The 26,580-nt window shown below is 57.3% G+C and carries 29 protein-coding genes and 1 other RNA gene; 8 read left to right on the top strand and 22 right to left on the bottom strand.

All coding sequences use genetic code 11. The features are described 5' to 3' along the window. Window positions 1-35 precede the first annotated feature (35 nt). From CGERO_RS10715 to ftsE, 9 genes are all read right to left on the bottom strand, one after another. Window positions 36-245 (bottom strand): hypothetical protein, encoded by a 210-nt coding sequence (locus CGERO_RS10715; protein ID WP_206423913.1) that lies wholly within the window; start codon window positions 243-245, stop codon window positions 36-38. Window positions 246-330: 85 nt separating this feature from the next. After that, window positions 331-672, bottom strand: a complete 342-nt coding sequence (locus CGERO_RS03005) for a hypothetical protein (RefSeq protein WP_123933410.1) — start codon at window positions 670-672, stop codon at window positions 331-333. Window positions 673-1,003: 331 nt separating this feature from the next. Then, complete coding sequence (locus CGERO_RS03000) at window positions 1,004-1,348, bottom strand: hypothetical protein (RefSeq protein ID WP_123933409.1); 345 nt, start codon at window positions 1,346-1,348, stop codon at window positions 1,004-1,006. A 182-nt stretch (window positions 1,349-1,530) separates the two neighbouring features. Continuing rightward, window positions 1,531-1,909: a transfer-messenger RNA gene (ssrA, locus tag CGERO_RS02995) on the bottom strand. Window positions 1,910-1,997: 88 nt separating this feature from the next. Beyond that, window positions 1,998-2,567, bottom strand: a complete 570-nt coding sequence (locus tag CGERO_RS02990) for a hypothetical protein (RefSeq protein WP_123933408.1) — start codon at window positions 2,565-2,567, stop codon at window positions 1,998-2,000. 690 nt (window positions 2,568-3,257) lie between these two features. Then, window positions 3,258-3,617, bottom strand: coding sequence for a DUF488 domain-containing protein (locus CGERO_RS02985; protein WP_123933407.1), 360 nt, complete (start codon window positions 3,615-3,617; stop codon window positions 3,258-3,260). Further along, window positions 3,614-4,105, bottom strand: a complete 492-nt coding sequence (gene smpB / locus CGERO_RS02980; RefSeq protein ID WP_123933406.1) for an SsrA-binding protein SmpB — start codon at window positions 4,103-4,105, stop codon at window positions 3,614-3,616. The genes CGERO_RS02985 and smpB overlap by 4 nt, the downstream gene beginning before the upstream one ends. Before the next feature lie 18 nt (window positions 4,106-4,123). Continuing rightward, the gene (gene ftsX / locus CGERO_RS02975) at window positions 4,124-5,026 is read right to left on the bottom strand and encodes a permease-like cell division protein FtsX (protein ID WP_123933405.1); all 903 of its coding nucleotides are present in this window, start codon (window positions 5,024-5,026) and stop codon (window positions 4,124-4,126) included. A 21-nt stretch (window positions 5,027-5,047) separates the two neighbouring features. Continuing rightward, window positions 5,048-5,737: a cell division ATP-binding protein FtsE gene (gene ftsE / locus CGERO_RS02970; RefSeq protein ID WP_123933404.1), complete on the bottom strand. Its 690-nt coding sequence runs from the start codon at window positions 5,735-5,737 to the stop codon at window positions 5,048-5,050. 153 nt (window positions 5,738-5,890) lie between these two features. On the opposite strand from ftsE, the gene CGERO_RS02965 reads away from it, so the two are divergent. After that, on the top strand, window positions 5,891-7,486 hold the full coding sequence (locus CGERO_RS02965; RefSeq protein WP_123933403.1) for an AbgT family transporter: 1,596 nt from the start codon (window positions 5,891-5,893) through the stop codon (window positions 7,484-7,486). A 31-nt stretch (window positions 7,487-7,517) separates the two neighbouring features. Here CGERO_RS02965 and prfB read toward each other — a convergent pair whose 3' ends face one another. Then, a complete protein-coding gene (prfB, locus tag CGERO_RS02960) occupies window positions 7,518-8,615 on the bottom strand; it encodes a peptide chain release factor 2 (protein ID WP_123933402.1) in 1,098 nt (365 codons plus the stop codon). Between the two features lie 59 nt (window positions 8,616-8,674). Here prfB and CGERO_RS02955 point away from each other — a divergent pair, with 59 nt between their 5' ends. Beyond that, a complete protein-coding gene (locus CGERO_RS02955; protein WP_123933401.1) occupies window positions 8,675-9,529 on the top strand; it encodes an inositol monophosphatase family protein in 855 nt (284 codons plus the stop codon). On the opposite strand, the gene CGERO_RS02950 is transcribed toward CGERO_RS02955, so the two are convergent. From CGERO_RS02950 to CGERO_RS02935, 4 genes are read right to left on the bottom strand one after another with little or no spacing between them, the layout of a single operon-like run. Next, the gene (locus CGERO_RS02950) at window positions 9,526-10,131 is read right to left on the bottom strand and encodes a response regulator transcription factor (protein ID WP_123933400.1); all 606 of its coding nucleotides are present in this window, start codon (window positions 10,129-10,131) and stop codon (window positions 9,526-9,528) included. The two genes, CGERO_RS02955 and CGERO_RS02950, sit on opposite strands and share 4 nt — an antisense overlap. After that, window positions 10,128-11,207: a sensor histidine kinase gene (locus CGERO_RS02945; protein WP_123933399.1), complete on the bottom strand. Its 1,080-nt coding sequence runs from the start codon at window positions 11,205-11,207 to the stop codon at window positions 10,128-10,130. Before CGERO_RS02945 ends, CGERO_RS02950 begins: the two co-directional genes overlap by 4 nt. A gap of 9 nt (window positions 11,208-11,216) precedes the next feature. Continuing rightward, on the bottom strand, window positions 11,217-11,972 hold the full coding sequence (locus CGERO_RS02940) for an ABC transporter permease (RefSeq protein ID WP_123933398.1): 756 nt from the start codon (window positions 11,970-11,972) through the stop codon (window positions 11,217-11,219). Next, window positions 11,969-12,691, bottom strand: a complete 723-nt coding sequence (locus CGERO_RS02935) for an ABC transporter ATP-binding protein (protein ID WP_123933397.1) — start codon at window positions 12,689-12,691, stop codon at window positions 11,969-11,971. Before CGERO_RS02935 ends, CGERO_RS02940 begins: the two co-directional genes overlap by 4 nt. A 119-nt stretch (window positions 12,692-12,810) precedes the next feature. Here CGERO_RS02935 and hisN point away from each other — a divergent pair, with 119 nt between their 5' ends. Continuing rightward, window positions 12,811-13,596, top strand: a complete 786-nt coding sequence (gene hisN / locus CGERO_RS02930) for a histidinol-phosphatase (RefSeq protein ID WP_123933396.1) — start codon at window positions 12,811-12,813, stop codon at window positions 13,594-13,596. Window positions 13,597-13,645: 49 nt separating this feature from the next. On the opposite strand, the gene CGERO_RS02925 is transcribed toward hisN, so the two are convergent. The 5 genes from CGERO_RS02925 to CGERO_RS02905 form a co-directional block, all read right to left on the bottom strand. Further along, the gene (locus CGERO_RS02925; RefSeq protein WP_245998871.1) at window positions 13,646-14,671 is read right to left on the bottom strand and encodes a S1 family peptidase; all 1,026 of its coding nucleotides are present in this window, start codon (window positions 14,669-14,671) and stop codon (window positions 13,646-13,648) included. Between the two features lie 142 nt (window positions 14,672-14,813). After that, the gene (locus CGERO_RS02920) at window positions 14,814-15,173 is read right to left on the bottom strand and encodes a biotin/lipoyl-containing protein (protein WP_123933395.1); all 360 of its coding nucleotides are present in this window, start codon (window positions 15,171-15,173) and stop codon (window positions 14,814-14,816) included. Window positions 15,174-15,207: 34 nt separating this feature from the next. Then, window positions 15,208-15,459: a hypothetical protein gene (locus tag CGERO_RS02915; RefSeq protein WP_123933394.1), complete on the bottom strand. Its 252-nt coding sequence runs from the start codon at window positions 15,457-15,459 to the stop codon at window positions 15,208-15,210. 15 nt (window positions 15,460-15,474) lie between these two features. After that, window positions 15,475-17,031 carry an acyl-CoA carboxylase subunit beta gene (locus CGERO_RS02910; RefSeq protein ID WP_123933393.1) on the bottom strand — a complete coding sequence of 519 codons (1,557 nt, stop codon included), beginning with the start codon at window positions 17,029-17,031 and terminating at the stop codon, window positions 15,475-15,477. Window positions 17,032-17,046: 15 nt separating this feature from the next. Further along, window positions 17,047-18,528 (bottom strand): methylmalonyl-CoA carboxytransferase subunit 5S, encoded by a 1,482-nt coding sequence (locus CGERO_RS02905; protein ID WP_123933392.1) that lies wholly within the window; start codon window positions 18,526-18,528, stop codon window positions 17,047-17,049. A gap of 367 nt (window positions 18,529-18,895) precedes the next feature. On the opposite strand from CGERO_RS02905, the gene CGERO_RS02900 reads away from it, so the two are divergent. The 3 genes from CGERO_RS02900 (at window position 18,896) to CGERO_RS02890 (ending at window position 22,015) form a co-directional block, all read left to right on the top strand. Continuing rightward, window positions 18,896-19,588 (top strand): hypothetical protein, encoded by a 693-nt coding sequence (locus tag CGERO_RS02900; protein WP_123933391.1) that lies wholly within the window; start codon window positions 18,896-18,898, stop codon window positions 19,586-19,588. Between the two features lie 223 nt (window positions 19,589-19,811). Further along, complete coding sequence (locus CGERO_RS02895) at window positions 19,812-21,158, top strand: MFS transporter (protein ID WP_123933390.1); 1,347 nt, start codon at window positions 19,812-19,814, stop codon at window positions 21,156-21,158. Continuing rightward, window positions 21,155-22,015: a glycerophosphodiester phosphodiesterase family protein gene (locus CGERO_RS02890; RefSeq protein WP_245998870.1), complete on the top strand. Its 861-nt coding sequence runs from the start codon at window positions 21,155-21,157 to the stop codon at window positions 22,013-22,015. The genes CGERO_RS02895 and CGERO_RS02890 overlap by 4 nt, the downstream gene beginning before the upstream one ends. A 117-nt stretch (window positions 22,016-22,132) precedes the next feature. Here CGERO_RS02890 and CGERO_RS02885 read toward each other — a convergent pair whose 3' ends face one another. After that, window positions 22,133-22,813, bottom strand: a complete 681-nt coding sequence (locus CGERO_RS02885; RefSeq protein WP_123933389.1) for an anti-sigma factor — start codon at window positions 22,811-22,813, stop codon at window positions 22,133-22,135. Beyond that, entirely contained in the window at window positions 22,810-23,358 is a 549-nt protein-coding gene (locus CGERO_RS02880; protein ID WP_164470246.1) for a sigma-70 family RNA polymerase sigma factor, read from the bottom strand. The genes CGERO_RS02885 and CGERO_RS02880 overlap by 4 nt, the downstream gene beginning before the upstream one ends. A gap of 122 nt (window positions 23,359-23,480) precedes the next feature. Between CGERO_RS02880 and CGERO_RS02875 the strand changes: the two genes are divergently transcribed. Continuing rightward, window positions 23,481-24,152, top strand: a complete 672-nt coding sequence (locus CGERO_RS02875; protein ID WP_123933387.1) for a fasciclin domain-containing protein — start codon at window positions 23,481-23,483, stop codon at window positions 24,150-24,152. A gap of 24 nt (window positions 24,153-24,176) precedes the next feature. Further along, window positions 24,177-24,656 carry a hypothetical protein gene (locus tag CGERO_RS02870; RefSeq protein ID WP_123933386.1) on the top strand — a complete coding sequence of 160 codons (480 nt, stop codon included), beginning with the start codon at window positions 24,177-24,179 and terminating at the stop codon, window positions 24,654-24,656. Between the two features lie 1,175 nt (window positions 24,657-25,831). Here CGERO_RS02870 and CGERO_RS02865 read toward each other — a convergent pair. Next, window positions 25,832-26,527 carry a hypothetical protein gene (locus CGERO_RS02865; protein WP_123933385.1) on the bottom strand — a complete coding sequence of 232 codons (696 nt, stop codon included), beginning with the start codon at window positions 26,525-26,527 and terminating at the stop codon, window positions 25,832-25,834. Window positions 26,528-26,580 lie beyond the last annotated feature (53 nt).

Raw genomic sequence — 26,580 nt, 5'->3', positions numbered from 1 at the left:
CGACCGCCATGGTCGAACCGGGTTGATCTTGGGTACTACATATTGATTGAAGGATTGGGTAAATCGAGTTCTGGGAATTCATCCAGCCTGTCGGTAGCAACGTAAAATCCCAATCCACACAAAATCTCCGTGTACCTCGGCGCTTCTTCTGGGGACATGCCTTCGTCAATGAACCGTTGGACGTGCTCATCAAACGTCATCCGAATAGGGCCATCATGCACTATCATGACCTCGATCTTAGCCATTTGTTGAAGTACTCGTCATAACTGGATCTTCATATGTGAAAACCGGCGCGACCGCCAAGACCCAACCGGGTTCGCTGCAAACTAATTAGAAGTTGAATCGATCTTCTGGCACTGGCTCCCGAATGCCTGTTGGGCGCTCAAGATACTGCAGCTTGAAGTCTGTTACTTCTGGGGCAACGTCATCCCAATTGAGTCGCATTGAAAGCTCAGAGTTTTCACACATGTAGCGGAAAAGGCTATCGAGTTCGGAAAAGTGTTCATCTTCCAAGATGTAAGACCTGATGAGAAAAAGGTCTTCATCATCGAAGAACTCATAGAACAGGCGGATAGTGGCGTCTGTAGACTTACGCCACTGCTCGATGAGGCTTTCGGTAATGTCTGTGTCCGTGGTGTCTAGCACTTCGATGTACGGGTGGATCCTAATCATTGATCTGCCCTCCACACCATTGGTCGAACCTCTGTAACCACAGGAACCATTTTTCCACCATCAGCATCATCACGCACCGCTTTGCTTGATCCAGACTCAGAACTCTAGCCACTTGATCCAGACTCAGAACTCTAGCCACTTGATCCCAAACGGCCAGACCAAGGCTAGAAACGAGAAAACCCCTGCTCCTTGCTAGGAACAGGGGTCTTGATTTGTGGAGCTGCCGGGCGTTGAACCCCCTGATCGTTTTTCTAGCCCGCTGCTAGCTGGATCTTCCCATGAGAAAACCCGGCGCGACCGTCAAAGTCGAACCGGGTCCGCTGCAAACTACTTAAAAGTTGTATCGATCTTCAAGTACCGGGTGTGGCGCTCCCGATGGTCGATCAAGATAACGCATCTTGAAGTCTGTAGTTGTTTCTGGAGTATCGTCCCAGTCCAGATGTAGGGACAGATCCGAATGTTCACACATGTAGTGGAAAAGGCTATCTACTTCGGGGAAGTGATCCATGTTGACGATGGTTGCTCGAACTAAAAACAAATCTTCATCATCGAAGAACTCAAACCACAATGGCACCGTTGCGCCGGTTTCCTTTCTCCATTCCTCGATGAGCTTTTCCGTGAGCTTGGTATCCGTGGTTTCGAGCACCTCGACGTATGGGTGAATCTTCATCATCATGTGTCTGCCCTCCACACCATTGGTCGAACCTCTGTAACCGCAGGAACCATTTTTCCACCATCAGCATCATCACGCACCGCTTTGCTTGATCCAGACTCAGAACTCTAGCCATTTGATCCCAATCGGCCAGGCCAAGGCTAGAAAGAAAACCCCTGCTCCTTGCTAGGAACAGGGGTCTTGATTTGTGGAGCTGCCGGGAATTGAACCCGGGTCCTACGTCACCTTGCCAGGGCTTCTCCGTGCGCAGTTCGCGCTTGGATCTTTACTCGACTCTCCGGCTAGGACGAACACTTCCGGATGATGAGCCCAGTTAGCGGTAAGAGTCCCGTTGCACCCCGCTAACGCGATGCAACGGCAAGTCCCTTAGTCGATGCCAGACACCAGAGCAGGGACAACCCTGGGCTGACAGACACGCGGTCGCTACAAATTAGGCAGCGAGGGCGTAGTCGCGCTGAGTGTTCTCGGCGCTTATAAATTTGCTACGACGCTTACGGTGGTCTCTAGCCTGCACCGGCACGCTTCCCCTGGCGTAATGAACGCAGTCGAAACCATGTCAGCCCCTCGTGCGTTACCGGGTGCGGGAGTTGTGCTGCACTCACCCGGCAGGAAGCACAACACTACTCCTTGTGCGCCATAGGCTGCAAGGCCTTTAGGGTTCTAGTTCAAATTCCCTGGCAAACGGCTCGGCTTTTGGCGGTCGTTGATCCGTGGGGAATACGAGGTTATCTGCACTTACCAGCATGGTCTTGTGTTGGCCGTCCATGGACTCATAGGAGGCCACCTTGCCGCCGTCAATCGGATAGTCCTGAGCCATGAGAATCATAGAGATCTTTTCCTTACGGATCTTTTGCTCTTGGGGATAGAGCACATCTGCTTGCGTAGGCGTATCCAGTACGAGAACCACCACATGCTCATCATCCATGCCGGCTAAGAACTCTGGGTCTTCTTGGTGCATGGCAGCTAGTTCATCAATGTTGAGCACACGAACGGTGCCTTCAAAGCGTTGTAGCTGTGCTGCACGCTCTGCGTCGGTGCCCTGTGCTGTAGCCGACTGTTCTTCTTTGGATGCGGAAGTGCTTGCAGGGGTACTTTCGCTGCGTATCGCTGTGGATTGCTCACTCGATGTATCTGTCTGCTCGTTTCCACCGCTTCCGCAGGCTGCCAGGGGCCAAATTAAGGCCAACGCTATGAGTGTTACCTTCCGGGATTGTCGGGGCATGATCCCTCCTCATAAATCACGGTGCTCGACCATTTTTAATGGAAAATTACCACGCCTTTTGCAACAACACCACTGTTTGGTTTCACCCACTACCTGCGGGTTTTAAGTACGTGGCTCGTCTAGATGCATCGAGGCATCCGAAAATGCGCGGGTCTGTGGTGGGCCCAGTGGCTCCGTCACGTGATGCCCTCGAAAACGCGACTGCGGCCCGGGATTATCCGAGCTGAGCAAGGTGGCGTTCACAGTCTTAGAACCGAAGCCATCAGCGTTTAGCACCCACAAGCTAGTGGGCCGATCCAGCTTCAACATGGCATAGCCCTCATCACCCGTTCCAGAGGTCGCGTTGGAGATCCCCGGAAGCGAGAGCAGCTCGTCTTGGTCTTAGCAGCTTTTATGCCTTGGGTGCTGTTGCTCTGGGTGCGTCTGCGTTTTTGCGCTAGGAAAGAAAGCCGCCAGGCCACCGTTGCCATTCGCATTGATCCGCGAATATTTCAGATCCTTGCCGCTGCCGCAGGTGTCAGCGGCAAGTTCATCCGGTACTCGCACCTCAGCTCCGCGAGCCTGATCGAATACGTGATGGGCGGGGATAGTTCTGCTCGCCTGCACCTTATGAGGGCGATGAAAAGCGCAGAGCCAAAGCAACGTGTGTTTGGTTCGCAATCTAATTCAAGCAGTGCTTAAGGCCTGGATTCAGGTCTTTTGAGATTGCGCCTCCGCGCACCACTGAGCCAGTACCAGCGCGTGGTTGTGTTCTGCGTCTTTGGCCGCGTAGAGCAAGGTGGCCTCATCCAGGCTCAGCAGCCGTTCCAGATCTTCAGATTCGTTTGCGTTTAATTCTTCGCGGTAGCGCTTGCTAAATTCTTCAAACTTTTTGGGGTCGTGATCGAACCACTTGCGCAATTCGGGGGAAGGCGCGACGTTTTTCAGCCACAAAAACTCGCTGGTTTCTGCTTTCGATACCCCGCGTGGCCATAAGCGATCCACCATCACGCCGGTGCCGTCCACCGTTGCTTCGCCGTGTACAACGCTGTAGATCCTTTCGCATCTCATGCGTTGATGCCTTTAATTTTGCGGCCCACCTCGCGCACAATTTCGCGTTCGGTGGTGCGGCGTTTGATGTCTTCGCGCTTGTCGTAGTCTTGCTTGCCTTGGGCCAGCGCTAGTTCGAGCTTGACGCGGCCATCCTTGAGGTACAGCGAGAGCGGCACCAAGGTCTTATTGCCATCGCGTACTTTGCCCATAAGCGAGTCGATCTCGCGTCGGTGCAGCAGGAGTTTGCGGGTGCGATAAGGCGAGTGATTGGTCCAGGATCCGCGCGAATACACCGGAATATTCAGGTGGCGCAGCCAGACTTCGCCCTCATCAATGGTGGCGAAGGCATCGACCAACGAGACGCGACCTTCGCGCAAGGACTTAATTTCGGTGCCAAGCAGCACCACGCCACACTCGAAGGTATCGAGGATCTTGTAATCGTGGCGCGCCTTGCGGTTGGTTGCGAGCACCGGGTTTGAGTTCGCTGCCTTCTTCTTTTTCGCCATTGCTCCAAGATAGCGCTTCTACTTGCGCACGTACCAACGCAAGGTCACCTGGGCTGTAAGCGCTGCAAAAATGACGCCCACGATGGCAACAACGGGCAGCACTGTCCAAATATCGGCGCTGCTGACTCGGGCGATCAATTGAGATTCATAGAGACCATTGAGTGCTTTATCAATCACCCATGCCTTGCCGCCGAATAGCGCTGCGCCGGAAAGCACGGCACCGATGAGGGTGGCAATCACAGCCTCAAGCACGAATGGTGCTTGGGTGTACCAGCGCGAGGCACCCACCATGCGCATGATGGAGATTTCTTCGCGGCGGTTAAATGCTGCGATCTGCACCATGTTCACAATGAGGAAGATCGCGGCAATGGCCTGGATGGCGGCGAAGAGGAAAGTGGCGTTGCGGATGGAGTCGAGGTTATCGGTGGCACCTCGGAGATCATCCACCTGATCCACGATGGTATCGACCTGCTTCATGTCGCGAACGGCATCCAGGGGTTCGGTATCGAGTGGATCTTTCAAGCGCACGTGCAAGGCTGCCGGGAGCGCGTCGCGGGAGGTTTCTTCTACCAGCAGCGGGTCAGTGTCTTGGAATACCTCTACAAAGCGTTCATAGCTTTGTTCGCGGGATCGGAAGGTCACGCTTTCTACGCCATCGGAGGCTTGGAGCTTATCGCGTACTTCCTGGCAGTCTTTGGTGGAGCAGTCTTTGTCGTTGGCTGAGATCTCCTCATTGAACTGCACCATGACTTCTACGCGGTCGAGGTAGATCTCTTTGGTTCGCTCGGTCATGTTGGTAACCAAGAAACCGGTGGCCAGCAGCGCTAGGGAGATCGCGGTGGTGATCACGAGCGCGATGGTCATGGTGATGTTGCGTCCGAGGCCGCGGAATGCTTCGCGGAAGACAAATCCTTGTTTCATCGTGTTTTCGCCTTCCCTGTGTTATTTCGCTTCGCCGTACACGCCGTGGGCATCGTCGCGCACCAGCTTGCCCAGGTTGAGTTCGATCACGCGTCGGCGCATGTCGTTCACGGCCCGTGCATTGTGGGTAGACATGATGACGGTGGTGCCGGTGCGGTTGATTTGGTTGAGCAACAGCATGATCCCGTCAGAGGTTTCGGGGTCGAGGTTGCCGGTGGGCTCATCGGCAAGCAGCACCAGCGGGCGGTTGACGAAGGCGCGAGCAATTGCCACGCGCTGCTGCTCGCCGCCGGAGAGTTCTTGGGGCATGCGGTGTTCTTTGCCCGCGAGCCCCACCATTTCCAGGGTTTCTGGCACGAGGTGACGGATCTTGTCCTTGGGTGTGCCGATCACCTCGAGTGCGAAGGCCACGTTGTCGTAGACGTTCTTTTGCTGCAGTAGCCGGAAGTCTTGGAACACGTAGCCGATGCGCTGTCGCAACTGATTGATCTGCTTGCCGCGCAGTTTGTTCACATGAAAATCGCCCAGATGCAAATCACCGGAGCTCAGGTTCGTCTCACGGATCATGAGCTGCAGGAATGTGGACTTGCCGGATCCCGATGGCCCGATCAGGAAGACGAATTCCCCTTTTTCAATGTGCAGCGAAATGTCGTCCAGCGCGGGGCGCGTGGAGGTTTTATAGGACTTAGTCACATGCGAGAAGGTGATCACGCCTCCCCACCTTAGCCAAACCATTGTGACGAATGAAGCTGGAGTGACATTTGGGGTTAGAGCTTTTCGACGCTCCTGCACTTCAATTTCAGGTGAGACTCACCTCACCAACTGCTAGCCTTAGGCACCAATGTCCCCTACCTGAAAGCCCTCATGACTCAAACCAAGGAACACAAACCCACCGAGCGAGCCAGCGGCTTCCTCGGCGTGGTGGAAAGAATCGGCAATAAATTGCCTGATCCCTTCTGGCTCTTCGTCATCCTCGCCGGCGTGGTAGCCCTCACCAGCTGGATCGGCTCCACCATCGGCATGAGCGCCACTGATCCTCAAAGTGGCGAGAAGATCGAGGTGACCAACCTGCTCACTTCCGAGGGCATCACCCGCATGGTCACCGATGCCATCAAGAACTTCACCGACTTCCCACCCCTCGGCGTGATCCTCACCGTCATGCTGGGCGTGGCAGTTGCCGAACACACCGGCCTGATCAGCGCCCTCGTGCGCGCGATGGTGGCGAAAGTTGGCCCCACCACCCTGACCTTCGCAGTGGCGCTCGCGGGCGTGACGGGCTCCATCGCCTCCGATGCCGTGTACGTCATTTTGATTCCGCTTGGCGCAATGAGCTTCCGCGCCCTCGGCCGATCCCCCATCGTGGGCGCCATGGTGGCCTTCGCCGTGTCTTCCGCCGGGTTTAATGCCTCGCTCATTTTGAACATCACCGACGTCCTGCTCGGCGGCATCAGTACTTCTGCTGCCCAGCTTGTCGACGAAAACTACGAGGTCTCACCGCTGGCGAACTACTTCTTCGTGGTGGCGTCTTCCATTGTGTTGGCCTTGATCATCACCGCGGTGACTGAGCTGTTTATTAAGAACAAGGCCCGAGAACTCGTCGATCACGACGATCTGGACTACTCCGAACTCACCTTCAAAGAAAGCGCCACCGCACCCGCTGAGCAATCAGAAGAAGAGCTCAAAGAGGAAATCAAGCTCGAACCCCAAGAGGTTCGCGCCTTGTGGTTCACCCTCCTTGCAGCCGTGCTGAGTACCGCCGCCTACTTCATCTTGATGTTCTGGCCCGCCTCTCCCTTGTATTCACCAGAAGGCGCATTGGAAGGCCCGCTCATCCGATCCGTGGCCATCCCGATCGCCGGCATCTTCTTCATCCTCGGCATCGTCTATGGCGTGGTCGCGGGAACCATCACCAAAGCCGCCGACATTCCGGAGTTCATGGCCAAAGGCTTAAAAACCCTGCTGCCGATGATCGTGCTCTTTTTCGCCGTGGCGCAGTTCCTGGCGTGGTTCCAATGGTCCAACCTGGGCATCTGGACTGCTATTAAGGGCTCGGAGTTGCTCCAGCAATGGGATCTGCCCGTCTATGTCCTCTTCGCAGCATTGGTGCTGATGGTCGCACTGCTCAATATCTTCATCACCTCCGGTTCGGCCCAGTGGGCACTCATGGCCCCAGTGATCGTGCCAATGATGATGTACGTGCACGTCTCACCGGAGGTATCGCAGATGCTCTTCCGTATTGGTGATAGCCCCAGCAACATCATCACCCCGATGAGCCCCTACTTCGCCCTCGCGCTGACATTCTTGCAGCGCTACTACAAGCGAGCAGGCGTGGGCACGCTTATGTCACTGGCACTGCCCTACTCCATTGCCATGCTGGTGGGCTGGTTCCTCTTCTTCGTCATCTGGTATGCCCTCGGCATCCCGATCGGCCCAGGAACTCCCACCACCTACCCTGCCTAATGGCGACGGTGGGGCGTCGACAAGCTAAGGGCTAGGAATCCTGCGCCATGCGCCAGCGGATGCCGGCCTCGAGGAACTTGTCGATGTCCCCATCAAGGACCTTTTGAGGATCATTGACCTCATAATTTGTGCGCAGGTCCTTGACCATCTGGTAGGGATGCAGCACATAAGAACGCATCTGATTACCCCAAGAAGCATTACCACCTGCGCCGAGAGCATCCAGCTCGGCGCGTTCTTCTTGGCGCTTACGCTCTAACAGCTTCGCCTGCAGCACCCGCATGGCCGCAGCCTTATTCTGAATCTGAGACTTCTCGTTCTGGCAGGTCACCACGATGCCAGTGGGAATATGGGTCAGACGAACCGCAGAGTCGGTGGTATTGACCGACTGCCCACCAGGACCGGAAGAACGATAGACATCCACGCGGATCTCATTATCGGGAACCTCAATATGGTCGGTCTGCTCCACCACCGGCAGCACCTCTACCTCGGCAAAGGAAGTCTGGCGGCGGCCTTGATTATCAAAGGGGCTAATACGCACCAAGCGGTGCGCGCCCTGCTCAACCGAAAGCTGGCCGTACATGTATTCGCCATGCACCACGAAGGTGGCCGACTTAATGCCGGCTTCTTCTGCATAGGAAATGTCGTACACCTCAACCTTGAGGCCGTTTTTCTCAGCCCAACGGGTGTACATGCGCATGAGCATCTCTGCCCAATCGGCGGCATCCACACCACCGGCGCCTGAGCGAATATTCACCACGGCTTCGCGGGCATCGTATTCGCCGGACAGCATGGTCTTGACCTCAAGCGTTTGGATTTCTTGCTCAAGATCTTGCAGTTCTTCATCGGCCAAGGCGGTATCTTCGCCTTCTTCCTCGGCCAACTCATACATCACCGGCACATCATCGAGGCGCTGGCGCAAAGCAGTGAGCTTTTTCAGCTTGGCCTGTTGCATGGAAAGCTCTTGGGTTACCTGCTGCGCGTGCTCGGGATCATCCCACAATTGGGGGTCTGCCGCCTGTTGCTCCAACTCACGCACGCGAGTAGCAATCTCTTCAGGATCCATCACCTTCTCAATAGTGGTGAGGGTGGCATCTAAATCGCTGAGCGTTTGCTGAATATCAGGTCGCATGAGCACAAAGTCTAGCGCTTAACTCGAAGCGCTTTCGCTTGTGTTGCACAATGGTAGCCATGTCGAGCCAGAACGAAGCCCCAACCTCCGTGGCGGAAATGATCCCCGCCCTTGCCAAGACTTTCGCCGTCTCGCACGAGGGGCGCAGCGATGCACAGATCGCCCAGGCACTGGTGTTTAATGCCGGCCGCCTGGCCTGGCGCATGCGCGACCAGGGCGTGCAGGTGGAGGAAAAGACCTCCATCTCCGACGTGGTAACAGAGGCCGACCGTGCTGCCGAAACCTTCATTCACACCGCCCTCGCGCTCTTGCGCCCCGAAGACGGCGTGATCGGTGAAGAAGGCACCAACCAACAAGGCACCTCGGGCCGAACCTGGGTAGTAGACCCAGTAGACGGCACCTTCAACTTCACCACCGGTGGCGATTATTGGTGCTCGGCCCTAGCCCTAGTAAGTGGTGATCCTTCCGACCCAGAAGTACTCCACCTAGGTGCAGTCCACCGCGCAGATCTTGGCTACACCTGGCTAGGTGGCAAAGATCTACCCACCACCCGCGATGGCAAAGAACTACCAAAGCTTGACAGTGCCCCACTGGCCGATATCTCGCTGGGCACCTATATCCACCCCACCTTCCTTGCCAAAGACGAGGTGCGCGAAGCCTGGCTTAAGGTCGCAACCGCATGCGCTACCTTGCGTATGTTTGGCGCCGCCTCAGTTGATCTTGCCGGTGTTGCCGAAGGCCGCATTGGCGTATGGATGCAACACAGCGTGCATGACTGGGATTGGCTGCCGGGCCGCGCACTCGTAGAAGGTGCCGGTGGCGCCTGTGAAAAAGTCGAGGCGGGCGGAGTCACGTGGTGCATTGCCGGTAATGCGCAAGCTGTGGACGAAATGCAGGCATTACTTGCGCGCTAAAGCCAGCCATGATCGCGAGCCAGGCGTGCTGCTTCAAAGCGGTTGCTGGCCTGCGTTTTTGCGATGATGCTGGACACATGATTACGCACCGTGCCAGGGCGCATGTGCAGCGCTGCTGCAATTGCGCGCGTATCGGCACCGCTGAGCGCCTCGCGTGCGACGTCCACCTCGCGGGGTGTAAGCGGTGAATCAGCACTGAGCAGCACCTGATCGCGCATCTCGGGATCGATCACTCGCATACCAGCACGGATTTGGCGCACGGCCTCGGCCAGTTGTTCCGGTGGAGCATCTTTAAGCAAGAAGCCTTGGGCACCATTGTGCAGGGCTGTTTTTACATATCCGGCACGCCCGAAAGTCGTCACAATGAGGCAGCGGCAGGGTGACTTCGCCTCGCGAATAGCGGCGGCAACTTCCAAACCATTCAGCCCTGGCATCTCGATATCCACCAGCGCAACGTCCACCTGATGTTCTTGGATCAGTGGCAGCACCTCATTGCCGTTGCCGCATTGGGCTACCACGGTGATGTCAGGCTCAAGGTCCAACAGCGCCGCCAGCGCACCGCGCACAAGGGATTGGTCGTCGGCGATCAGTACTCGGATCATGCTTGCACCTCCACGAGGGTGCCGCCCTTCGGTCGTGCTTCAATGCTCAGACGAGCACCTGCCTCTGTGGCGCGGCGTCGTATGCCCTCGATGCCGTGGCCTTCAGGGCCGTGAACGCCTTGACCATCGTCGCTGATGCGCAGGCTCCTGGGCGTGACCTCGATCGTGCACCGCTCGGCTTGAGCATGGCGGATCACATTGGTCGCGGCCTCGCGCACAATCCACGCGAATGCTTGGGCAAGTTTTTTTTCCTCCGGCGCATGCACCGCAACGTCGCAACGCACACCGGCGCTGGCCAGCGCGTCGCGGGCGAGATCAATCTCCGTGGGCAAGTCCAAGCCCAATTGCTGCGCCACGCTCACGCGAACTTCCGCCAGGCCACGCTTGGCAATCTCCGCCACTGCCTGCATCTCTTTGCGCGCCACATCAGGGTCGCGGTCCAAGTAGCGCGCCGCTACCTCTGCTTTGAGCTTCATTACGGTAAGCGAGTGGCCGAGTAGGTCGTGGACATCAGAGGCGATTTTCTCACGCTGATTGGCAAGGTCCAGTGCGGCCTGCAGATCATTGCGCTTCCGTTCTGCCTGCGTAACCCAACTAACCACCACAACGAGCACCGGAGAAAACACGGTGAGGGAAAGAAACTCCCAAGCGCCCCCATAAAGCAACAGCACCCCGCAGCCCAAAGCGCAGATGACCGGTATCAGCCAGAGCAGGCGCGGACCGGGGTGCACAAAGGCCACCACTGCTACCAGGAAGGTAACAAAGGACACTGCGGAGGCACCGAACACGGGAACGGCACCGACCGCCAGGCCCGAGAGCAGACCGAAGAAAACCCAGAAGCGATGCCTGGCTGTCCAACCCCGTGGGAAGTATCCGATGGCACCAAAGCCGAAGCTGTAGATCAGCGCGAAGGCCAAGGTGATGGAAGCCCCTGCGGTTTTCGTGGCTGCGGGAGCATCTGAAGCGAGCAGGTACCAGAGCGGGAAGACGAGGAATCCAAGCCAAATGCTGCCGTACGCACATTCAATGAACGCAAAGCCTTTGAACGGCCGCGCAAACGCCTCGGCGTTGAACATCTTTTCGGATCACGCCCTTGCTTTGTCTCGTCGGTGCAGCAATACCACTACCAGCACGAACAGCAACGTCCACGCTAGTGCGTTGATCACAGCATAGGACAGGGGATCTGTCACCGAGTAGGGTTCAGCAGCAATTGCTTGCATCCCCTCCCCAAGTGGATAGCGGGCAAGCGCGGCAGCACCATAGGCCGGGGTGAATCGAGCAAAACTCAGGAATGATTCTGGAAGGGGCGAGAACGCATTGCCAGCAAAGGCCAAGACCACCAAGGAACTGGCTGCAATGGACACAGAACTAGGTGTGCGCAGCAACTTCGCCCAGCCAATGCCATAAATACCGAATGGCACTGACGTCAGTACGCACAACGCACCAGAAGCTATCCAATCCCCCGGCGTCATTGTTGCCCCACCGATGGCGCCGGCAATGTAGACCGCTAATACTGGCAGAGCTGCATGCACCAGCAAGGCGATGAACCGAGCTAGGGCAAGCCGGGATTGGCGTAATGGCGTCAAGGCGAGCTGCCGATTCCAACCACTATTGAGCTCCACAACGGTTGCGCCGGCGCTGCCCACCGCTCCCACTGCGCCTGCGTACCAGGCCATGCCGATCATGACGAAGGCGTTGACGTTGCCGTCGAAAAGCTGCTTGTCGCCATAGCTTTGGGTGGCGCCAAAGATGATGTAGAAGAACACCGGCAAGGCAATGGAGAAAAAGAGGAATGCTTTGTCGGACAGTGAGCGGCGCAGGCTCAGGACTAGGAATCTCATGATGGCTCCTTCATCAAGGTGCTGAATGCTTGGTCAAGACTGGAATGTTCGCGCAGGAGGTTTGTAACGGGGGCGTCCGCGACCAGCTCTCCGCAGCGCAAGACCACCGCTCGCTGGGCGAAGTGCTCGGCCTCGCGCAGGTAGTGCGTGGCAAAAAGGATCGTGGCGCCGCGCTCGGCTTCGCGCCGCATCTCCTGCCAGAAGTGCTCACGTGCGGTGGGGTCCATTCCGGCGGTCGGCTCGTCGAGGATCAGCAGTTCTGGGGAGCCCAAGAGCGCAAGGGCGAAGCGGAGGCGCTGTTGCTCACCGCCGGAACACGCCTGCACTTTGCGAGTGCGAATGTCAAGGAGGTTGGCACGGCGCAGGGCATCTTCCACGGGGGTTGGATCAGCGAAGGTGGAGGCGATCAGCTTGATCGTGTCCTGCACGCTGAGGTCTGGCAGCAGCCCGCCGCTTTGCAGCACAGCGCCGACCTTGGTGTCCAGCACCGCCTCGCGCGGGGTTGCCCCGAAGACTTGCACGTGCCCGCTGGTGGGCCTGGTGAGCCCCAGAACGATGTCAATGAGCGTGCTCTTGCCTGCGCCGTTTGAACCCAGCAGCGCCAGGATCTCGCCGCGCTGAACTTTGAGGCTCAGCCCGCGAAGTGCCTGTACCTCCTGGCTTGTGCGCCGGGTGTGAAAGCGCTTGCTGATGCCTTGCAAATCAATTGTTGTTTCCATGCCTTTGATCCAAGCGCCCACAAGCCGCTGTTACTTAGGCCATTCGTCATGAATTGTGCATGCAATTTGTCATGGGTGTTCCTCAGTAGACACACCTCGATCCGGATAGTATGGCCTGCATGAGCACCTATGCCGATGACCTAGCCCTCGCCCTTGAGCTTGCCGACGCCGCCGATAGCATCACCATGGAGCGCTTTGAGGCCACGGATCTGCGCATCGATTCCAAGCCTGACATGACCCCGGTAAGCGATGCGGACCTCGCCGTGGAGGAAAAGCTGCGCGAACTCCTCCAAGCGCAGCGCCCAGCAGATGCGGTGCTCGGGGAGGAATTCGGCGGTGATGTCTCGCTTGAGGGCCGCCAGTGGGTGATCGATCCCATCGACGGCACCAAGAACTTTGTGCGCGGCGTGCCTGTGTGGGCCACGCTGATTGCTTTGCTTGTCAACGGCCAACCGGTAGTCGGTATCGTCTCTGCCCCGGGGCTGGCTCGCCGATGGTGGGCGGCCGAAGGTACGGGTGCTTGGCGCAGCTTCGCTGCTGGCTCGCCGAAGCGGCTCGAAGTGTCCAATGTCAGTGCTTTGGAGGACGCCTCGGTTTCACTTTCCTCGCTGGAGGGGTGGGAGGAACGCGGGCTCCTGGGCAACATTGAGCAGCTTTCCCGCGAAACCTGGCGCCTGCGCGGCTTTGGAGACTTTTTCAGCTACTGCCTGGTGGCAGAAGGTGCCGTGGATATCGCAGCAGAACCGGAAGTATCCCTGTGGGATCTGGCTCCCCTGGCAATCCTTGTAGAAGAAGCCGGTGGCACCTTTAGCTCGCTTGGCGGCAAGCCTGGACCACACGGTGGCGATGCCATTGCCTCAAACGGCCTCTTGCACCAAGCAAGCCTGAAAATTGTGAACCCATAGCGAAAATGCCCTGCTAAAAGGCAGGGCATTGTTCTTTTTTGTAGAGCTTTTAGGCGGGTTGGAAACCTACGCCTGTTCCCCCGGTGTTGAGGTCACGCAGCACCGCTTCCATGTTCACCGTGGCAGTGGGCGAATGCAGCGGGCCTTGCAGCGGAGTGTTGCAGGCAGCAAGTTCGGTGGGGATGATGCCACCGGAGATGATGCCGACTACGCGGTCGCCTTCGATCAGCGGGCCGCCGGAATCACCGGGGCGTGCGCACACATGCGAGATAGCATATTCTGGATCGCTGAGCAGCACAGGGCCGCAGGAGTTGTTGCTGGCAACACCTTGCTTGCAGGCAGTGTCGAGTGCGCGCGGTTCTGCACCCACGGCGTGCACGGCAAAACCTGGATAGTATTCGCTGGTGATCTCGGTGTTGGGGCCAAGCTCAATCACTGCGTAATCAAGGTCTTGGCCCTTGCGCACGATGGTGCCAGAGGGAGCATTATTGCCAAGCTGCACCGCATCAAGGCTCTTGATGGGTTGGCCAACTTCACCGCAGTGCCCGGCGGTAATGGCGAGCTTACGACCCTGGGCATCGGTGCCAGTTACGGCAACGGTGCACATGCTTTCGTCATTGACCAGGATTGGTGTACCTGGGCCATACAAGGTGGTGCCGCGGGCGTGAGCATCGCGAGCGACCTGCGGCACATCCGGGCCGTGGAAGAAGGATCCGGTTACGCGGTGAAGCACGGGGCCAGTCTGCAGTGCCATGACCTTAGAAAAAGGATCGTTGGTCCACTCATAGAAGGGGCCGTTGGGCAAGGGCTCGAGCTCAAAGGGGGTTTCGACCGGGAATTGCTCGGCGAGGGCAGCAATTTGTTCTTCTAAGGTGGCCGAAGATCCAAGCTGGGCTTGATCCAAGGCTGCCTGTACTTGCCCTGCTACCTCGGGGTTGAGTTGAGCCAGCGGTGCCAACACTTGTTGGCTGAGCTGATCGCTGGACTGGGCCATGGCATTTGGAGCTGCCAGGGTTCCGGCCAGTGCCAGGGTGCCGCAGGCGATAGCGACGCGGCGCATCAAGCGTGAAGCCATAAGGGCAATCCTTTTCCTTTGAGCGAGAAAGTAGTCAAGGCCATGCTACGCCACCGATGTGCACTTCGATAGTCGTAGCGGGAGTGGGGCCGCTTAAAAAAGCCGCACCCTTAGGTGCGGCTTGCGTGTGGTACAAGTTGGCTTAGTCGATTTCGACCAGTGCTTGGCCACCTTGGACCGAGTCGCCTACCTCCACATGGATTGCACCCACGGTGCCACCGGAAGGTGCGGTGATCTCTGTTTCCATCTTCATGGCTTCGAGAATCAACAGGACCTGGCCAGCCTCGATGGTGTCGCCCTCATTGACCAGCACCTTGAATACGGAGCCGGCAAGCGGAGCCACCACTGCGTTGGCGGAGACACCCTGCACAGATGCGTTGGAGGGCTCGCTGTGCGTTTGGCTACCGCCGCCAAAGACGATGGCCCCGAGTTGACGCTGCTCCTCTTCGACCTCGACTTCGACAGAGTAGGCAATGCCATTGACTGTCACATTAAGTTTCATGTTCTTCCTTGTGTTGAAGTTTCGCCGATTCCGATTACAGGTTCGGAATGTGGAGCTGAACGTTTTGTCGGCCTTGCGCAGCCCACGTGCGGTGACGCGAGTACTTCACGGCCTTGATCTTGCCGCGATTGCCCAGGAAGGCGCTCACTGCCGCAGAAATTGCCAGCACCACGTCTTCGGGAATCGAGGCGTCGGAGCGCTTGCGCAGCTCGGCAATTTCTCTTTCTGCCGAGTCCAGGCGCTTGCTCAGCCCTTGCACCAGTTCGAGCAGTTGCTCGTTGCTCATTTCTGTCGCCATGGTTTATACCGGTCCCAGTCCGTGCTTCTTCGCCGGGCGAGTTACGCGCTTATTCGTGAGCACCTCGAGGGCGTTCGCGATGTGCATGCGTGTTTCGGCGGGATCGATTATGTCGTCGACAAGCCCGCGCGACGCCGCCATGTACGGGGTGGAGAAGGTCTCCTTGTACAGGCGAATGAGTTCCTCGCGCTTTGCCTCTTTATCTTCGGCGGCTTCGATTTCTTTGCGGAAGACCACATTCACGGCACCTTCGGCACCCATCACTGCGATCTCAGCGGTGGGCCAGGCGTAAACGCGATCCGCGCCGAGATCCTTGGAGCACATTGCCAGGTGAGCGCCGCCATAAGACTTACGCAGCTCAATGGTGATCTTCGGAACGGAAGCCGCAGAGTATGCGTAGAGCATCTTTGCACCGTGGCGGATGATACCGCCGTGCTCTTGGGCAACGCCGGGCATGAAGCCGGGCACGTCAACGAAGGTCACCAGCGGGATGTTGAAGGCGTTGCAGAAACGGATGAACTGGCTGCCCTTGTCGGAGGAGTTGATGTCCAGCACGCCAGACATGACATTGGGCTGATTGGCGATGATGCCAACGGTGCGGCCAACCACGCGGGCGAAGCCGACCACGAGGTTTTGGGCGTAACCTGCCTGCACTTCGAGGAAGTCGCCGCGATCCACGACGCGGGCGATGATCTCGCGAACGTCGTAGCCCCTCTTGCCCTCGACAGGAACGATGTCGCGAAGCTCCTCATCGGGCTCCACGATTGGATCGGGATTGACCACCGGCGGCTCTTCGGTGTTGTTCTGCGGCAGGAAGCTCAGCAACTTCTGGGCAATGAGTACTGCCTGCTCATCGTCCTCGGCCACGAAGTGGATGTTGCCAGCTTTGGTCATGTGTGCGTCCGCGCCTCCGAGCTGCTCGGAGGTGACGTCTTCGCCCGTGACGGACTTGATCACGCCGGGGCCAGTGATGAACATGTTGGCCTTGCGGGTCTGAATGATGAAGTCCGTCAGCGCCGGGGAGTACGCGGCGCCACCGGCGCAGGGGCCAGCGATGATGGAGATCTGAGGCACCAAGCCAGACAACAGCACGTTCTGGTAGAAGACCTTGCCGTAGCCGGAAAGTGAATCGATACCTTCCTGGACGCGGGCTCCGCCGGAATCATTGATGAAGATGAAGGGGGTGCCGGTGGTGGCGGAGGCCTCCATCATGGCGGCCACCTTGTTGGACTGGGTTTCACCTGCGGAACCACCCATGACGGTGAAGTCTTGGGACGCGATGTGCAGGGGGCGGCCGAATACGGCGCCGGAACCTGTGACCACGCCATCGGCAGGCGCATCGGCTTTGTCCATGCCGAAGTGGGTGGTGCGGTGCTTGGCAAACATGCCGGTTTCGTAGAAGGTGCCTTCGTCGACAAGCGTCTCGATGCGCTCACGGGCGGTGAGCTTGCCTTTTTCGTGCTGCTTGTCGATCTTTGCCTGGCCACCGCCGAGCTCAACCTTGTGGCGAGCCTCGGCCAGTTGCTCAAGGCGATCGGACATTGTGGGTTCGTTACTCATGTCGTGTCATATTCCTTATTCGGCTGGCTCGACCTTGACGGTCTGGCTGCGGCCACCAACGGTGACCTTGTAGGTGATGGGCTCAAGCACGGCTTCGTTCTCGCGCTTCTTTTGCTTGGACGGATCCTTGCCCACGTTCTTGGGGCCTTCGTCGCGGGTCTTGAAGAAGTTCGGTGCAACACCGGGGAACAGGGCGTTGGTGAGCACGTCCTCGTCGGAACCGTTGAAGCCTTCTAGCTTGCCAGCTTCTTCCACCAGGTGATCCCACTCGGGTTCGAGCAGGTCTGCCGGGCGGCATTCGATGGGTTCCTTCTTGGTTTGCTCCTGAGCCTGCTTGATGAGTTCAGGGTCGCGCTCGCCGATGGTCTCGCCGTAGTAGCCGAGCATGAGGTCTGCGAATTCGGCGGTCATCACCTTGTAGCGCCCCATCAGCACGTTGAACACAGCTTGGGTGCCGACGATCTGGGAGGAAGGCGTGACCAGCGGCGGGTAGCCAGCGTCCTTGCGAACGCGGGGTACTTCTTCCATCACTTCGTCGATACGGTCGCCTGCGCCTTGGGCGTTGAGCTGGCTTTCCATGTTGGAGAGCATGCCGCCGGGGATTTGGGAAAGGAAGATGTTGGTGTCCACCAGGGTCTTGGACTCAAATTCCCTGTACTTGGGGCGAACCTGCTTGAAGTGATCGCGGATGTTGATGAGGCGATCCATGTCCAGGTCAGTGGTGTAGCCGGCGCCTTCGAGCATTTCCACCAGTGATTCGGTGGGATTGTGACCGGGGCCGAGCGACATGGAAGAAATAGCGGTATCAACGACGTCCGCGCCAGCTTCAATGGCTTTCATCAGCGTCACGAGGGTCACGCCGGTGGTTGAGTGGCAGTGGACATTGATTTGAGTGTCCTCGCCGTAGGTTTCCTTGATACCGCGGATGATGTCGTAGGCGGGCTGCGGCTTGAGCAGCGCGGCCATGTCCTTCAGCGCGATGGATGATGCACCCATATCCAGCAGGCGTCCCGCTTGCTTCACGTACCCCTCAACAGTGTGCAGGGGCGAGACGGTGTAGCAGATGGTGCCTTGGGCGTGTCCGTCGACCTTGGTGACGGCGTTCATTGCGCGCTCGAGGTTGCGAGGATCGTTCAACGCGTCAAAAACGCGGAAGACGTCCATGCCGTTTTCTTTGGACTTTTCGGCGAACTTGTCCACCACCATGTCCTCATAGTGGCGGTAGCCGAGCAGGTTTTGTCCGCGAAGCAGCATCTGAAGCTTGGAATTCGGCATCAGCTTGCGGAAGGTGCGCAGACGCTCCCAGGGATCTTCGTTGAGGAAGCGAATGCAGGCGTCGAATGTGGCGCCGCCCCAGCACTCCACGGACCAGAATCCAGCGTTATCAATGTCCTCGCAAGCGTCGACCATGTCTTCCATAGCCAATCGAGTTGCGAACAGGCTCTGGTGCGCGTCGCGCAGAGCGACTTCGGTCACTCCAATATTTCTTGGGCTCATACTTTTTCAATCTAGGCTCCTGTGACGCCTCCTGCATCCCCGAGAACATGCAACTCAAATCACATTCGGTATTTCTGTGGGATTTGAATGGTGTTCAAGAATGTTGATTTATGCCCGTGAGCGCGCAAAATGCCTTTTGAACGTGACCGATTGCCAAGAATTTCGGACAGGTATGAGTTTTCTCACGCCCGTTCAAACATTCAGACGTTGAGCTTTTCGACGCACTAAGGCCACCCAAGAGCAATGCCCACGATCGTCGCCGAGGGGCGAAATTTCCCCCGCGACCCTGGTACGGAAGTTACAAAAGTGAATTTCTGTGACCAAATTTGCAATTGTTCGCTCATAACGTCTTCGAAGGATTAGCGAGATGAAGAAAACCCTCATTGCCTTGCTTTCTGCCGCGGCAATCTCCGCCGGCCCTGCGCAACCAGCAAGCGCCGCACCGGCGTTCAACTCGTCTGAAATGCCTGGCGTGAGCGTCGAAAAGCTCAAAGAACTGGCACAAACCCAATCCCCTGAAATCCAGCAGGCGGTGGCCACACTCTTGAAGCAGGCCAAACTGCCCGTTGCGCCCTACACGGAAGAAGCAGACGAATTCGCACCAGCCAAGTGGGGCGACGAATCCACCAAAGAAAAGTTCTGGGCACCCGCACCCGTGGTTGGCTGCGGCGTCGGGAATCTCAAGGTCACAGGCGCCCTCGCGACCGTGCAGCCAGGCCCCAACCACGGCGCAGGCGCACTTCTTGGCAAATCCAACCTGATCAACCCCTACATCCCTCACGGCCACGCGCTGTTTCACATCTTTGTAGGCGAAGATCAACTCGCACCACTAACCAAAGGCTCCGACGTCAAAGTGGCATGGCTGAACCTGACAACCTTCAAGGGTGGCATCGACGCACTCGATGATTCCTTCCTCAGCCTCGGCGTCCACGCCCAAACCTCCAAGGTGGTCAAGACTGGGCAGGGTTCCGTAATCGCCGCTGTTGCCGGTAAGACCGCCTACCAAAACGGCGAAGTTTGCACCGTACTTCCCGCAATTGGTTCAACGACGGTGCAGTAACGCACTCTCCGCAAAAAATCACAACATAGGTCGCCGCCTACGACGATGAAATCGATGCAGGCGGCGTCTCTACACTGATAGCCACAATCGCCCTGAGCCACCCGGACCCTGTACGCGGCGTGCCTCAGTTGGAGCTGACAATACTTTGCAATTCCCCACCATAAATCAACACTTAGGATTAAATTGTAAAGAGTATTGTTTATTTCCATCGGAAGGAACATCCATGAAACTGGGATGGCTCGCTGCACCACCCCCTCAGCAGCGAAAAACAGACTCTGAAATTCGCAGCCTGTACCCGCGGCTGCGCGTGCAAGTCTTTTTGGGCATCTTCATCGGTTACGCCGGCTTCTACCTCATCCGCAACAACATCTCACTGATCGCACCTCTGCTGCTCGACGATACGGGGATCGACAAAGTCGGCGTCGGCATCATTGCCAACGCCGTTCTGTTTGCCTACGGGTTGTCGAAATTCTTCTCGGCCATGATCTCGGACCAGGCCAATGCCCGTTACTTCATGCCGCTGGGACTCGCGCTTTCTGCGGTGATGAACCTTCTGATCGCGAACGTCCCCTACCTTTCAGCATCAGTAGGCATCTTCGCCACCGCCATGTTCCTCAACGGCTGGTTCCAAGGTATGGGCTGGCCGCCATGCGGACGTGTGCTCGTGCACTGGTACTCAACCAATGAACGCGGGTCCGTCACTTCCTTATGGAACACCGCGCACAATGTTGGTGGCGCTGCACTTCCTGCATTGGTGGGTGTTGGCCTGTACTTCTTCCACGATCAATGGCAAGTAGCTTTCTGGTTCCCCGCAGTCGTGGCACTCGTAGTGGCAGCGATCGGCTTCCTGCTCGTGCGGGACACACCCGAATCCCAAGGTCTCCCGCCGATTGAGGAATACCGCAACGACCCAGCAAAGGTTAGCGCCGCCGACGATGGTCTCACTACAGCTCAGCGAGTATACAAGCACGTGTTGACCAACAAGACCATCGTGATGCTCGCCATCGCCAACGTGTTTGTTTATGCACTGCGCTATGGCGTACTCAACTGGGTCACTGTATTCCTCAGCGAAAAGCACGACGCGGAGATCGGCAAGGGGCTCGTGGGCTTTGCAGCCTTCGAGCTCGCCGGCATCGTTGGCACGATCGCATGTGGCTTCATGTCCGACAAAATCTTCCATGGCTTCCGCTCAGGTGCCGGTATCTTGTTCACACTCGGCGCAGGAATCAGCATCGCCACCTATTGGCTGCTCCCCGTTGGTACCCCAATGTGGGTCCTCATCGTGTTTGTTGCTCTCATCGGTGGCTTCATCTACGGCCCTGTAATGTTGATCGGTCTTCAGGCCATCGACCTTTCCCCACACAATGTGGCGGGCACAGCGGCGGGCTTCACCGGTCTTTTCGGCTACCTGCTCGGCGCCACCTTGGCTTCTACCGGTGTTGGCGTAATTGTGCAGAATTTTGGCTGGAATATCACGTTCATGGTGTTCATTGCCTTCGCTTTGCTCACCATGCTGCTCTTTGCTCTCGTTGGTAAGCAGGAGCGCGCGCTGATGAGGAGTGCAAAGTGAAGCGCGCAATAGCGGCGGGACTTGCAGCGCTCGCCCTTATGAGCTGCAGCAATAATCCCGGAGATTTCGATTTGCAAGGTCACCGCGGAGCCCGCGGGGAATTCACGGAGGAATCCCGCCAGGCTTTTGAGCGGGCACTCGAAGTTGGCGTGGACACCTTGGAGCTTGATGTGGTGATGACAGCCGATCACGTCCCAGCCGTGTGGCACGATCCAATCATCGAGGCAGAGAAATGCTCAGGCGAATACGTAGGTAAACCGGTTCGCACGCTCACTTTCGAGCAGCTTCAAACGCTTGACTGCGGTAAACAACTCACTGATTTTCCGGACGCTTCTGTGGTGGAAAATAACAAGATTCTCCAGCTTGATAACGTCTTTAAACTCGCGAAAGATCACGAGGTACGTTTCAATATTGAGACGAAAATCGAAGCTGAAAAACCGGAGCTTTCCGCACCGCCACAAGAGTTCGTGGACGCCATCGTCGCCAGCGCAGACCGCTTCGGACGCCGCGACGACATCATGATCCAGAGCTTCGACTGGTCCTCGCTGGAGTTGGTACCGGAAGGTATCGAGAGGGTGGCACTGTACGATTCAACCACTTTCACCCCAAACTCTGTATGGCTCGGCAGCGCAACCTACGACGACGGCGTAGTGGCAGCAGCACAATCCGTGGGCGCAACCGTGCTGAGCCCCGACTATGAGTTGGTAGATCAGGACCTTGTCAATCAGACGCACGCAGAAGGCATGAAATTGATCCCCTGGACTGTCAATGATGTAGACACAGCGCGTTCGCTCAAAAAACTCGGCTGCGATGGCATTATTACCGACTACCCCGGCAAGATGAGCGAGGCGCTGTAATCCAAACGTCCTCGATACTTCGTAGACCTCCGCTTTATTCAGGAATGCGAAGGTCTACGGCCCATTTTCAAGCACAAGGTGAAATCTCAACACCAAACATTTCGGTGAATCACAAGCCTAGGACTCAAGTGACACTTCAAACAGAGTCTTTGAGGGCGCAGATGATCCGCCTGCAGGCTCTTGGGTGATCATGAAGGCCTTGGCCTGCGCCACACCATCAATATCGGCCTCCATGTCTGGAACTACCTCTTCCGATTCCATCACGCCAGCCGAGCTTGGTCCTGAGTCTTTCAGCAGCCACATCTGGTACGCCTGATCCGGGGGCGGAGCGGGCACGTTATGAAGCTGTACCTTTGCCTGATCAAAGCCTGGGCGATATTCCAACGTGACCGTGCCGCCAGCCACCGGCACCTCAACGGTATTCACGGCCGCCTGCGTCACTTCCGATTCCGGAGACTTCATCACCCGGGGCACTGCAATGACACCGACAATGAGCACCAGAACTGCAGCTACTGACGCCAACCACACCTGGCGTTTGCGTCGAGTAGCAATGGCCGTGACGGATGCGCCTTCAGTGCCGATGTCAGCGCGCAGGCGTTGCCACGCAGTTTCCTCGTTCGGCATCGCTACCTCGGCACTCAGACCGGCCGCAATGTCACGGAACTGGCCTTCATGGTGAGCGAATTCTTCATCGCGAAGCTCGTCCGCGGCGCGCTGCTCATCTTCGGGCAGAGCCCCCAGAGCCGAAAGCGCAGCGAGCATCTCCAGCTCCTCTCGTGATGGTTGCTGTGCATTCACGAGCTCATGCACCTCCTTAACGCTGCCATTGCGTCCCGCAGTCGGGTTTTAATTGCTGAATGAGTCGCCCCTAATTGTTCCGCTACCTGCTTGTAAGTGAATCCTTTGAAGTAAGCTAGAGATACAGCCTCGCGCTGCTTCACACTCAGCGCTTCAAAACACGCTGCAACTTCGGCGTGCTCGTCGAGGCGCAACGCCCATTCATCGGCCCCGCCGATCGCGCGTGCTTCCTGCTGTGCGAAGTCATCGTTTCTCTTGTCTTGCGAAGATCGGCTGCGCAGGAAATCTACGGCTCTTCTGTGCGTCACCGACAGAATCCAACCTTCGGCCGAGCCTTTTGTGGCATCGAAACTCTTTGCGTTGTTCCACACCGATAACCAGGCGTCATGGGCTACGTCTTCCGCGAGCGCCGGATCGACGACGATGCGCACAGCCAAGCCGTAGACACGCCTATTCAGCAGACGAAACAACTGCTCGAAAGCAGCGACGTCCCCCATTGACGTGGCTTCGAGCAGCGTAGCTGGCTGCAATTGAGTGTCTGGCACGTGCCCAACCATACACAAGAAAAAATTTTTTCTTTCGCACCCACCCACCCCACCACACGGCTCCGAACACTGTGTGAAGGCAGCAACACCGCTGCTGAAAACACTCAACGAAATGGAGCAACATGCAGCTCAAGCGACGCCCCATCTCCACGGCAGCAGCCGTGTTGGCCGCAGCCGGACTGATGCTCGGCGCATGCTCAACTGACAGCAATGAAGCAGAGAGCACATCCACCGCAGCAAGCTCTCAGACCACCACCGCCACTTCCGAAGCCGCCTCAACGAGCACCTCTGGCGCCATGGCAGCGGCAGCACCGAAGGGGCCACTGTGCCAGGCATATGCTGACGCGCACCCGGATGGCCCGGCCTCCCTCGAGGTCATCTCCGGCCAGAATGTGGTTGAGGCACTGCCGAACATTCCCGAGCTCTCCACCCTGACCGCAGCGCTCACCGGCGAACTCAACCCAGATGTGAATCTGGTGGCCACCATCAAGGATGGTCAGTGGACCATCTTCGCTCCCACGAATGCAGCGTTTGAAAAGTTGGACGCGGCAACCGTCGAAAAGCTTAAGACTGATTCCGATCTGCTGAGCAAGATCCTGACCTACCACGTGGTCGACGGCAAGGCCGACGTCAATGCAGTCGTTGGTGAACACACCACCGTGCAGGGCTCCAAGCTGAAAGTCACCGATGGCGACCCGATGAAGGTCAATGACGCCACCATCGGCTGCGGCAACGTGCCCACCGAAAACGCACAGGTCTACCTGATCGACTCCGTCCTCCTCCCCGCCGAATAATTCACCACCCCAAGGAGAAAAACCATGAACCGTTCCACCAAGATCGCCTCTACGACCCTACTGGGCGCAGCCTTCCTCGCCCCCGCCGCTGCACAAGCCGCAACTCTGCAAGACTTCATTCAGCCAACCGCACCGGGCCTCAACGTCGCAGGCGCGCTGCCCAACTGGGACATCCAGAACGGTCACGCCACCGCCAAGGCTGAAGATGCCATTGCACTGGGCGTTTCCGCACTCGGCGGTAAGGCGACCGCTCACGCTTCCAACCTCTCCGGCCCCGCAGCAATCGCCGTCGGTGAAGGCGCACACGTGGAAGCTCACGGCGTGAACCCCGGCCTCGCCATCGGCATTGCTGGCCCCGACACCATGGTGAAGATCGACGGCACCACCCCCGTAGTATGCGAAGGTCAGGCAGGCTTCGCCGGTGATTTCCAGACCCTCACCGGCTGCGTCGCCTACACCACCATCGACGGCCAGAACGTCACCGTGCCGCTTTCCCTGCGCTAATTAAGAACCCATCCTTTCAAGAGACTGCTAAAAATCCCCACCTGTTCGACTGTGCAATTAACGTCGGACTCGTGGGGATTTTTGCTTTTCGACGCTCAGGCGGTTTGTACGGGCTATTCAGTCCAGCTTTGCCTTCTAGCGCTTCTTCAATTGCGCTTTAAGCCCTTTTCCCTGGAGGTTTGGATCTGACTTCATGCGTTGCCGCAGGCCCTAGGCATAGCCAAGACACTCTGCCAAAACACCGTAACTCCAATCAAAATTTGTGCCATTAGAAACTCCTCTAACAACGGGTAGATACCCATATCCGGAAAGCGCCTTGACCCAAAGCAGTGAGTAGTGCACTGCCAGAATTAACTGCTGCCATTGCGCGCACCTGCCTCCAAGCAAATGTATGCCCACCGCTATCGAGGCCAACGATATAGGGGCAAACCTGTTCTTTCGAAACACGATCTTGCATGGACACTTGCAGTATGGCGATCTGTTCTGGGGTGGCATCGCTGAGTCGAGCTTGCAGTGATTGAGCGACATCCCCGGCGTTGATCGTTTTTAATGGAGCCATCCGGATATGTACCAGTTATCTCTCCAAAGTCACTATCAATGGTTGCGACAATGTCGCCATAACCATAAATCGACAAAGTGTGTGTAGTGAGTCCCCGAAGCTCGCCACCTAAAAACGCCAGAGCCTCCGGTGGGATGCTACTAACGGGTTACTTACCCGAAAAAATCTCACTTGGTGCGGATTGATTGGCCATCGCCGAAACTGGAACGACCGACATTGAAACAGCAACGTGCATCAGCGCCGCAGGGGTTGACATCTTTCGCATGCAATTCTCTTAACTGAAAGCTCGCGTGTCTGAGAAAACTATTTTCTTCCCCTCATTAAATGAGCGTAACAGTAATCGTTGCAATGTGACGTGAATCTCTCGCCAGAAAGCTGTCTCTTGCAATTTGAATTGGAAAGAGGTTGAGTCGCGGAATTAAGGCTCTGAAGTTCTTGACCCGGTTGAGACAACCAGAATTCTTCCTCAACGTGAAACTTTTCCAAAGACTGCACGCATCCCCTGCCTGAGCTTCTATCCCGCAGCGTGGTGAATGGATCGTGCTGAAAGGTGTAGTGTGCTGCTTCCGCAAAACGCGGGTGAACAACGAGTCAATCGAGGCTCTCCGGGCACCACTCAATCCCGAAGGGAATCAGTGATAGTCGATGAGGCCTTCATCTTCTGTTGCTTTGCGATCGTCGCATCGCTAGAGGAAACGGGATGATCAGGAGCCAGCAGGCGAGATTCTATCGCGAGTGTCGACCATACGGGCATTACTGAGGTGACCACCGCCACCAGAACCGCACACTCGACTAGCCCCCAGGAACCAGCAATGAGGTTGTCGCCCTCCACGCTGAAGAGATTGGGGCAGGCCGATTGTGCGGCATGTCCGATATCGGGCAGCGCCGGGGCGAGCTTCACCAGATGCCGCGTGCCACCTCGCGACTGGTTGAAGTAATTGTCCCACCACGGCCGCGAAAGCGCACAGGACTGCTCGCCTGGATGGAGGCTCAGTCTCACATTCGCCAGATCGAACGTGGAGAATGCGTTCCGCAAGGCAATATCGGTGGCAAGCATGATCGCTGGAAGAAACTCAACTGCGGATGGTTTCGCATGCTCGGCAGAATAAAACTCGAGGACCAGATCTTCGGGCGACCCGTCGAAAAGGAGTCCATCCTCGTTGCTTTCCCCGAGGAACCACGGAAAGAGGGGTTCCCCGGACATTAAGGACCCGACTGCGTTTATCACGCTCCATAGATCTTCTGCCTGTTCAGCTTTCCGGAGAGGCCCGTTGGGATCGATCTGCCATTTCGCACTCAACGTCAAAATCATCACAGCGCCCTTCGTTTACACTTCACCATCTGCTCCGCTTTCCGTGTTTTCCT

Source organism: Corynebacterium gerontici, from assembly GCF_003813985.1.
Taxonomy (GTDB): Bacteria; Actinomycetota; Actinomycetes; order Mycobacteriales; family Mycobacteriaceae; genus Corynebacterium; species Corynebacterium gerontici.
This window is presented reverse-complemented; position numbering and strand designations above follow the sequence as displayed.

Excerpts from the sequence above, each read along its gene's own strand:
- CGERO_RS10715 (WP_206423913.1), bottom strand. The coding sequence starts at position 245 with ATGGCTAAGATCGAGGTCATGATAGTGCATGATGGCCCTATTCGGATG.
- CGERO_RS03005 (WP_123933410.1), bottom strand. The coding sequence starts at position 672 with ATGATTAGGATCCACCCGTACATCGAAGTGCTAGACACCACGGACACA.
- CGERO_RS03000 (WP_123933409.1), bottom strand. The coding sequence starts at position 1,348 with ATGATGATGAAGATTCACCCATACGTCGAGGTGCTCGAAACCACGGAT.
- CGERO_RS02990 (WP_123933408.1), bottom strand. The coding sequence starts at position 2,567 with ATGCCCCGACAATCCCGGAAGGTAACACTCATAGCGTTGGCCTTAATT.
- CGERO_RS02985 (WP_123933407.1), bottom strand. The coding sequence starts at position 3,617 with ATGAGATGCGAAAGGATCTACAGCGTTGTACACGGCGAAGCAACGGTG.
- smpB (WP_123933406.1), bottom strand. The coding sequence starts at position 4,105 with ATGGCGAAAAAGAAGAAGGCAGCGAACTCAAACCCGGTGCTCGCAACC.
- ftsX (WP_123933405.1), bottom strand. The coding sequence starts at position 5,026 with ATGAAACAAGGATTTGTCTTCCGCGAAGCATTCCGCGGCCTCGGACGC.
- CGERO_RS02965 (WP_123933403.1), top strand. The coding sequence starts at position 5,891 with ATGACTCAAACCAAGGAACACAAACCCACCGAGCGAGCCAGCGGCTTC.
- prfB (WP_123933402.1), bottom strand. The coding sequence starts at position 8,615 with ATGCGACCTGATATTCAGCAAACGCTCAGCGATTTAGATGCCACCCTC.
- CGERO_RS02955 (WP_123933401.1), top strand. The coding sequence starts at position 8,675 with ATGTCGAGCCAGAACGAAGCCCCAACCTCCGTGGCGGAAATGATCCCC.
- CGERO_RS02950 (WP_123933400.1), bottom strand. The coding sequence starts at position 10,131 with ATGATCCGAGTACTGATCGCCGACGACCAATCCCTTGTGCGCGGTGCG.
- CGERO_RS02945 (WP_123933399.1), bottom strand. The coding sequence starts at position 11,207 with ATGTTCAACGCCGAGGCGTTTGCGCGGCCGTTCAAAGGCTTTGCGTTC.
- CGERO_RS02940 (WP_123933398.1), bottom strand. The coding sequence starts at position 11,972 with ATGAGATTCCTAGTCCTGAGCCTGCGCCGCTCACTGTCCGACAAAGCA.
- CGERO_RS02935 (WP_123933397.1), bottom strand. The coding sequence starts at position 12,691 with ATGGAAACAACAATTGATTTGCAAGGCATCAGCAAGCGCTTTCACACC.
- hisN (WP_123933396.1), top strand. The coding sequence starts at position 12,811 with ATGAGCACCTATGCCGATGACCTAGCCCTCGCCCTTGAGCTTGCCGAC.
- CGERO_RS02925 (WP_245998871.1), bottom strand. The coding sequence starts at position 14,671 with ATGGCTTCACGCTTGATGCGCCGCGTCGCTATCGCCTGCGGCACCCTG.
- CGERO_RS02920 (WP_123933395.1), bottom strand. The coding sequence starts at position 15,173 with ATGAAACTTAATGTGACAGTCAATGGCATTGCCTACTCTGTCGAAGTC.
- CGERO_RS02915 (WP_123933394.1), bottom strand. The coding sequence starts at position 15,459 with ATGAGCAACGAGCAACTGCTCGAACTGGTGCAAGGGCTGAGCAAGCGC.
- CGERO_RS02910 (WP_123933393.1), bottom strand. The coding sequence starts at position 17,031 with ATGAGTAACGAACCCACAATGTCCGATCGCCTTGAGCAACTGGCCGAG.
- CGERO_RS02905 (WP_123933392.1), bottom strand. The coding sequence starts at position 18,528 with ATGAGCCCAAGAAATATTGGAGTGACCGAAGTCGCTCTGCGCGACGCG.
- CGERO_RS02900 (WP_123933391.1), top strand. The coding sequence starts at position 18,896 with ATGAAGAAAACCCTCATTGCCTTGCTTTCTGCCGCGGCAATCTCCGCC.
- CGERO_RS02895 (WP_123933390.1), top strand. The coding sequence starts at position 19,812 with ATGAAACTGGGATGGCTCGCTGCACCACCCCCTCAGCAGCGAAAAACA.
- CGERO_RS02875 (WP_123933387.1), top strand. The coding sequence starts at position 23,481 with ATGCAGCTCAAGCGACGCCCCATCTCCACGGCAGCAGCCGTGTTGGCC.
- CGERO_RS02870 (WP_123933386.1), top strand. The coding sequence starts at position 24,177 with ATGAACCGTTCCACCAAGATCGCCTCTACGACCCTACTGGGCGCAGCC.
- CGERO_RS02865 (WP_123933385.1), bottom strand. The coding sequence starts at position 26,527 with ATGATTTTGACGTTGAGTGCGAAATGGCAGATCGATCCCAACGGGCCT.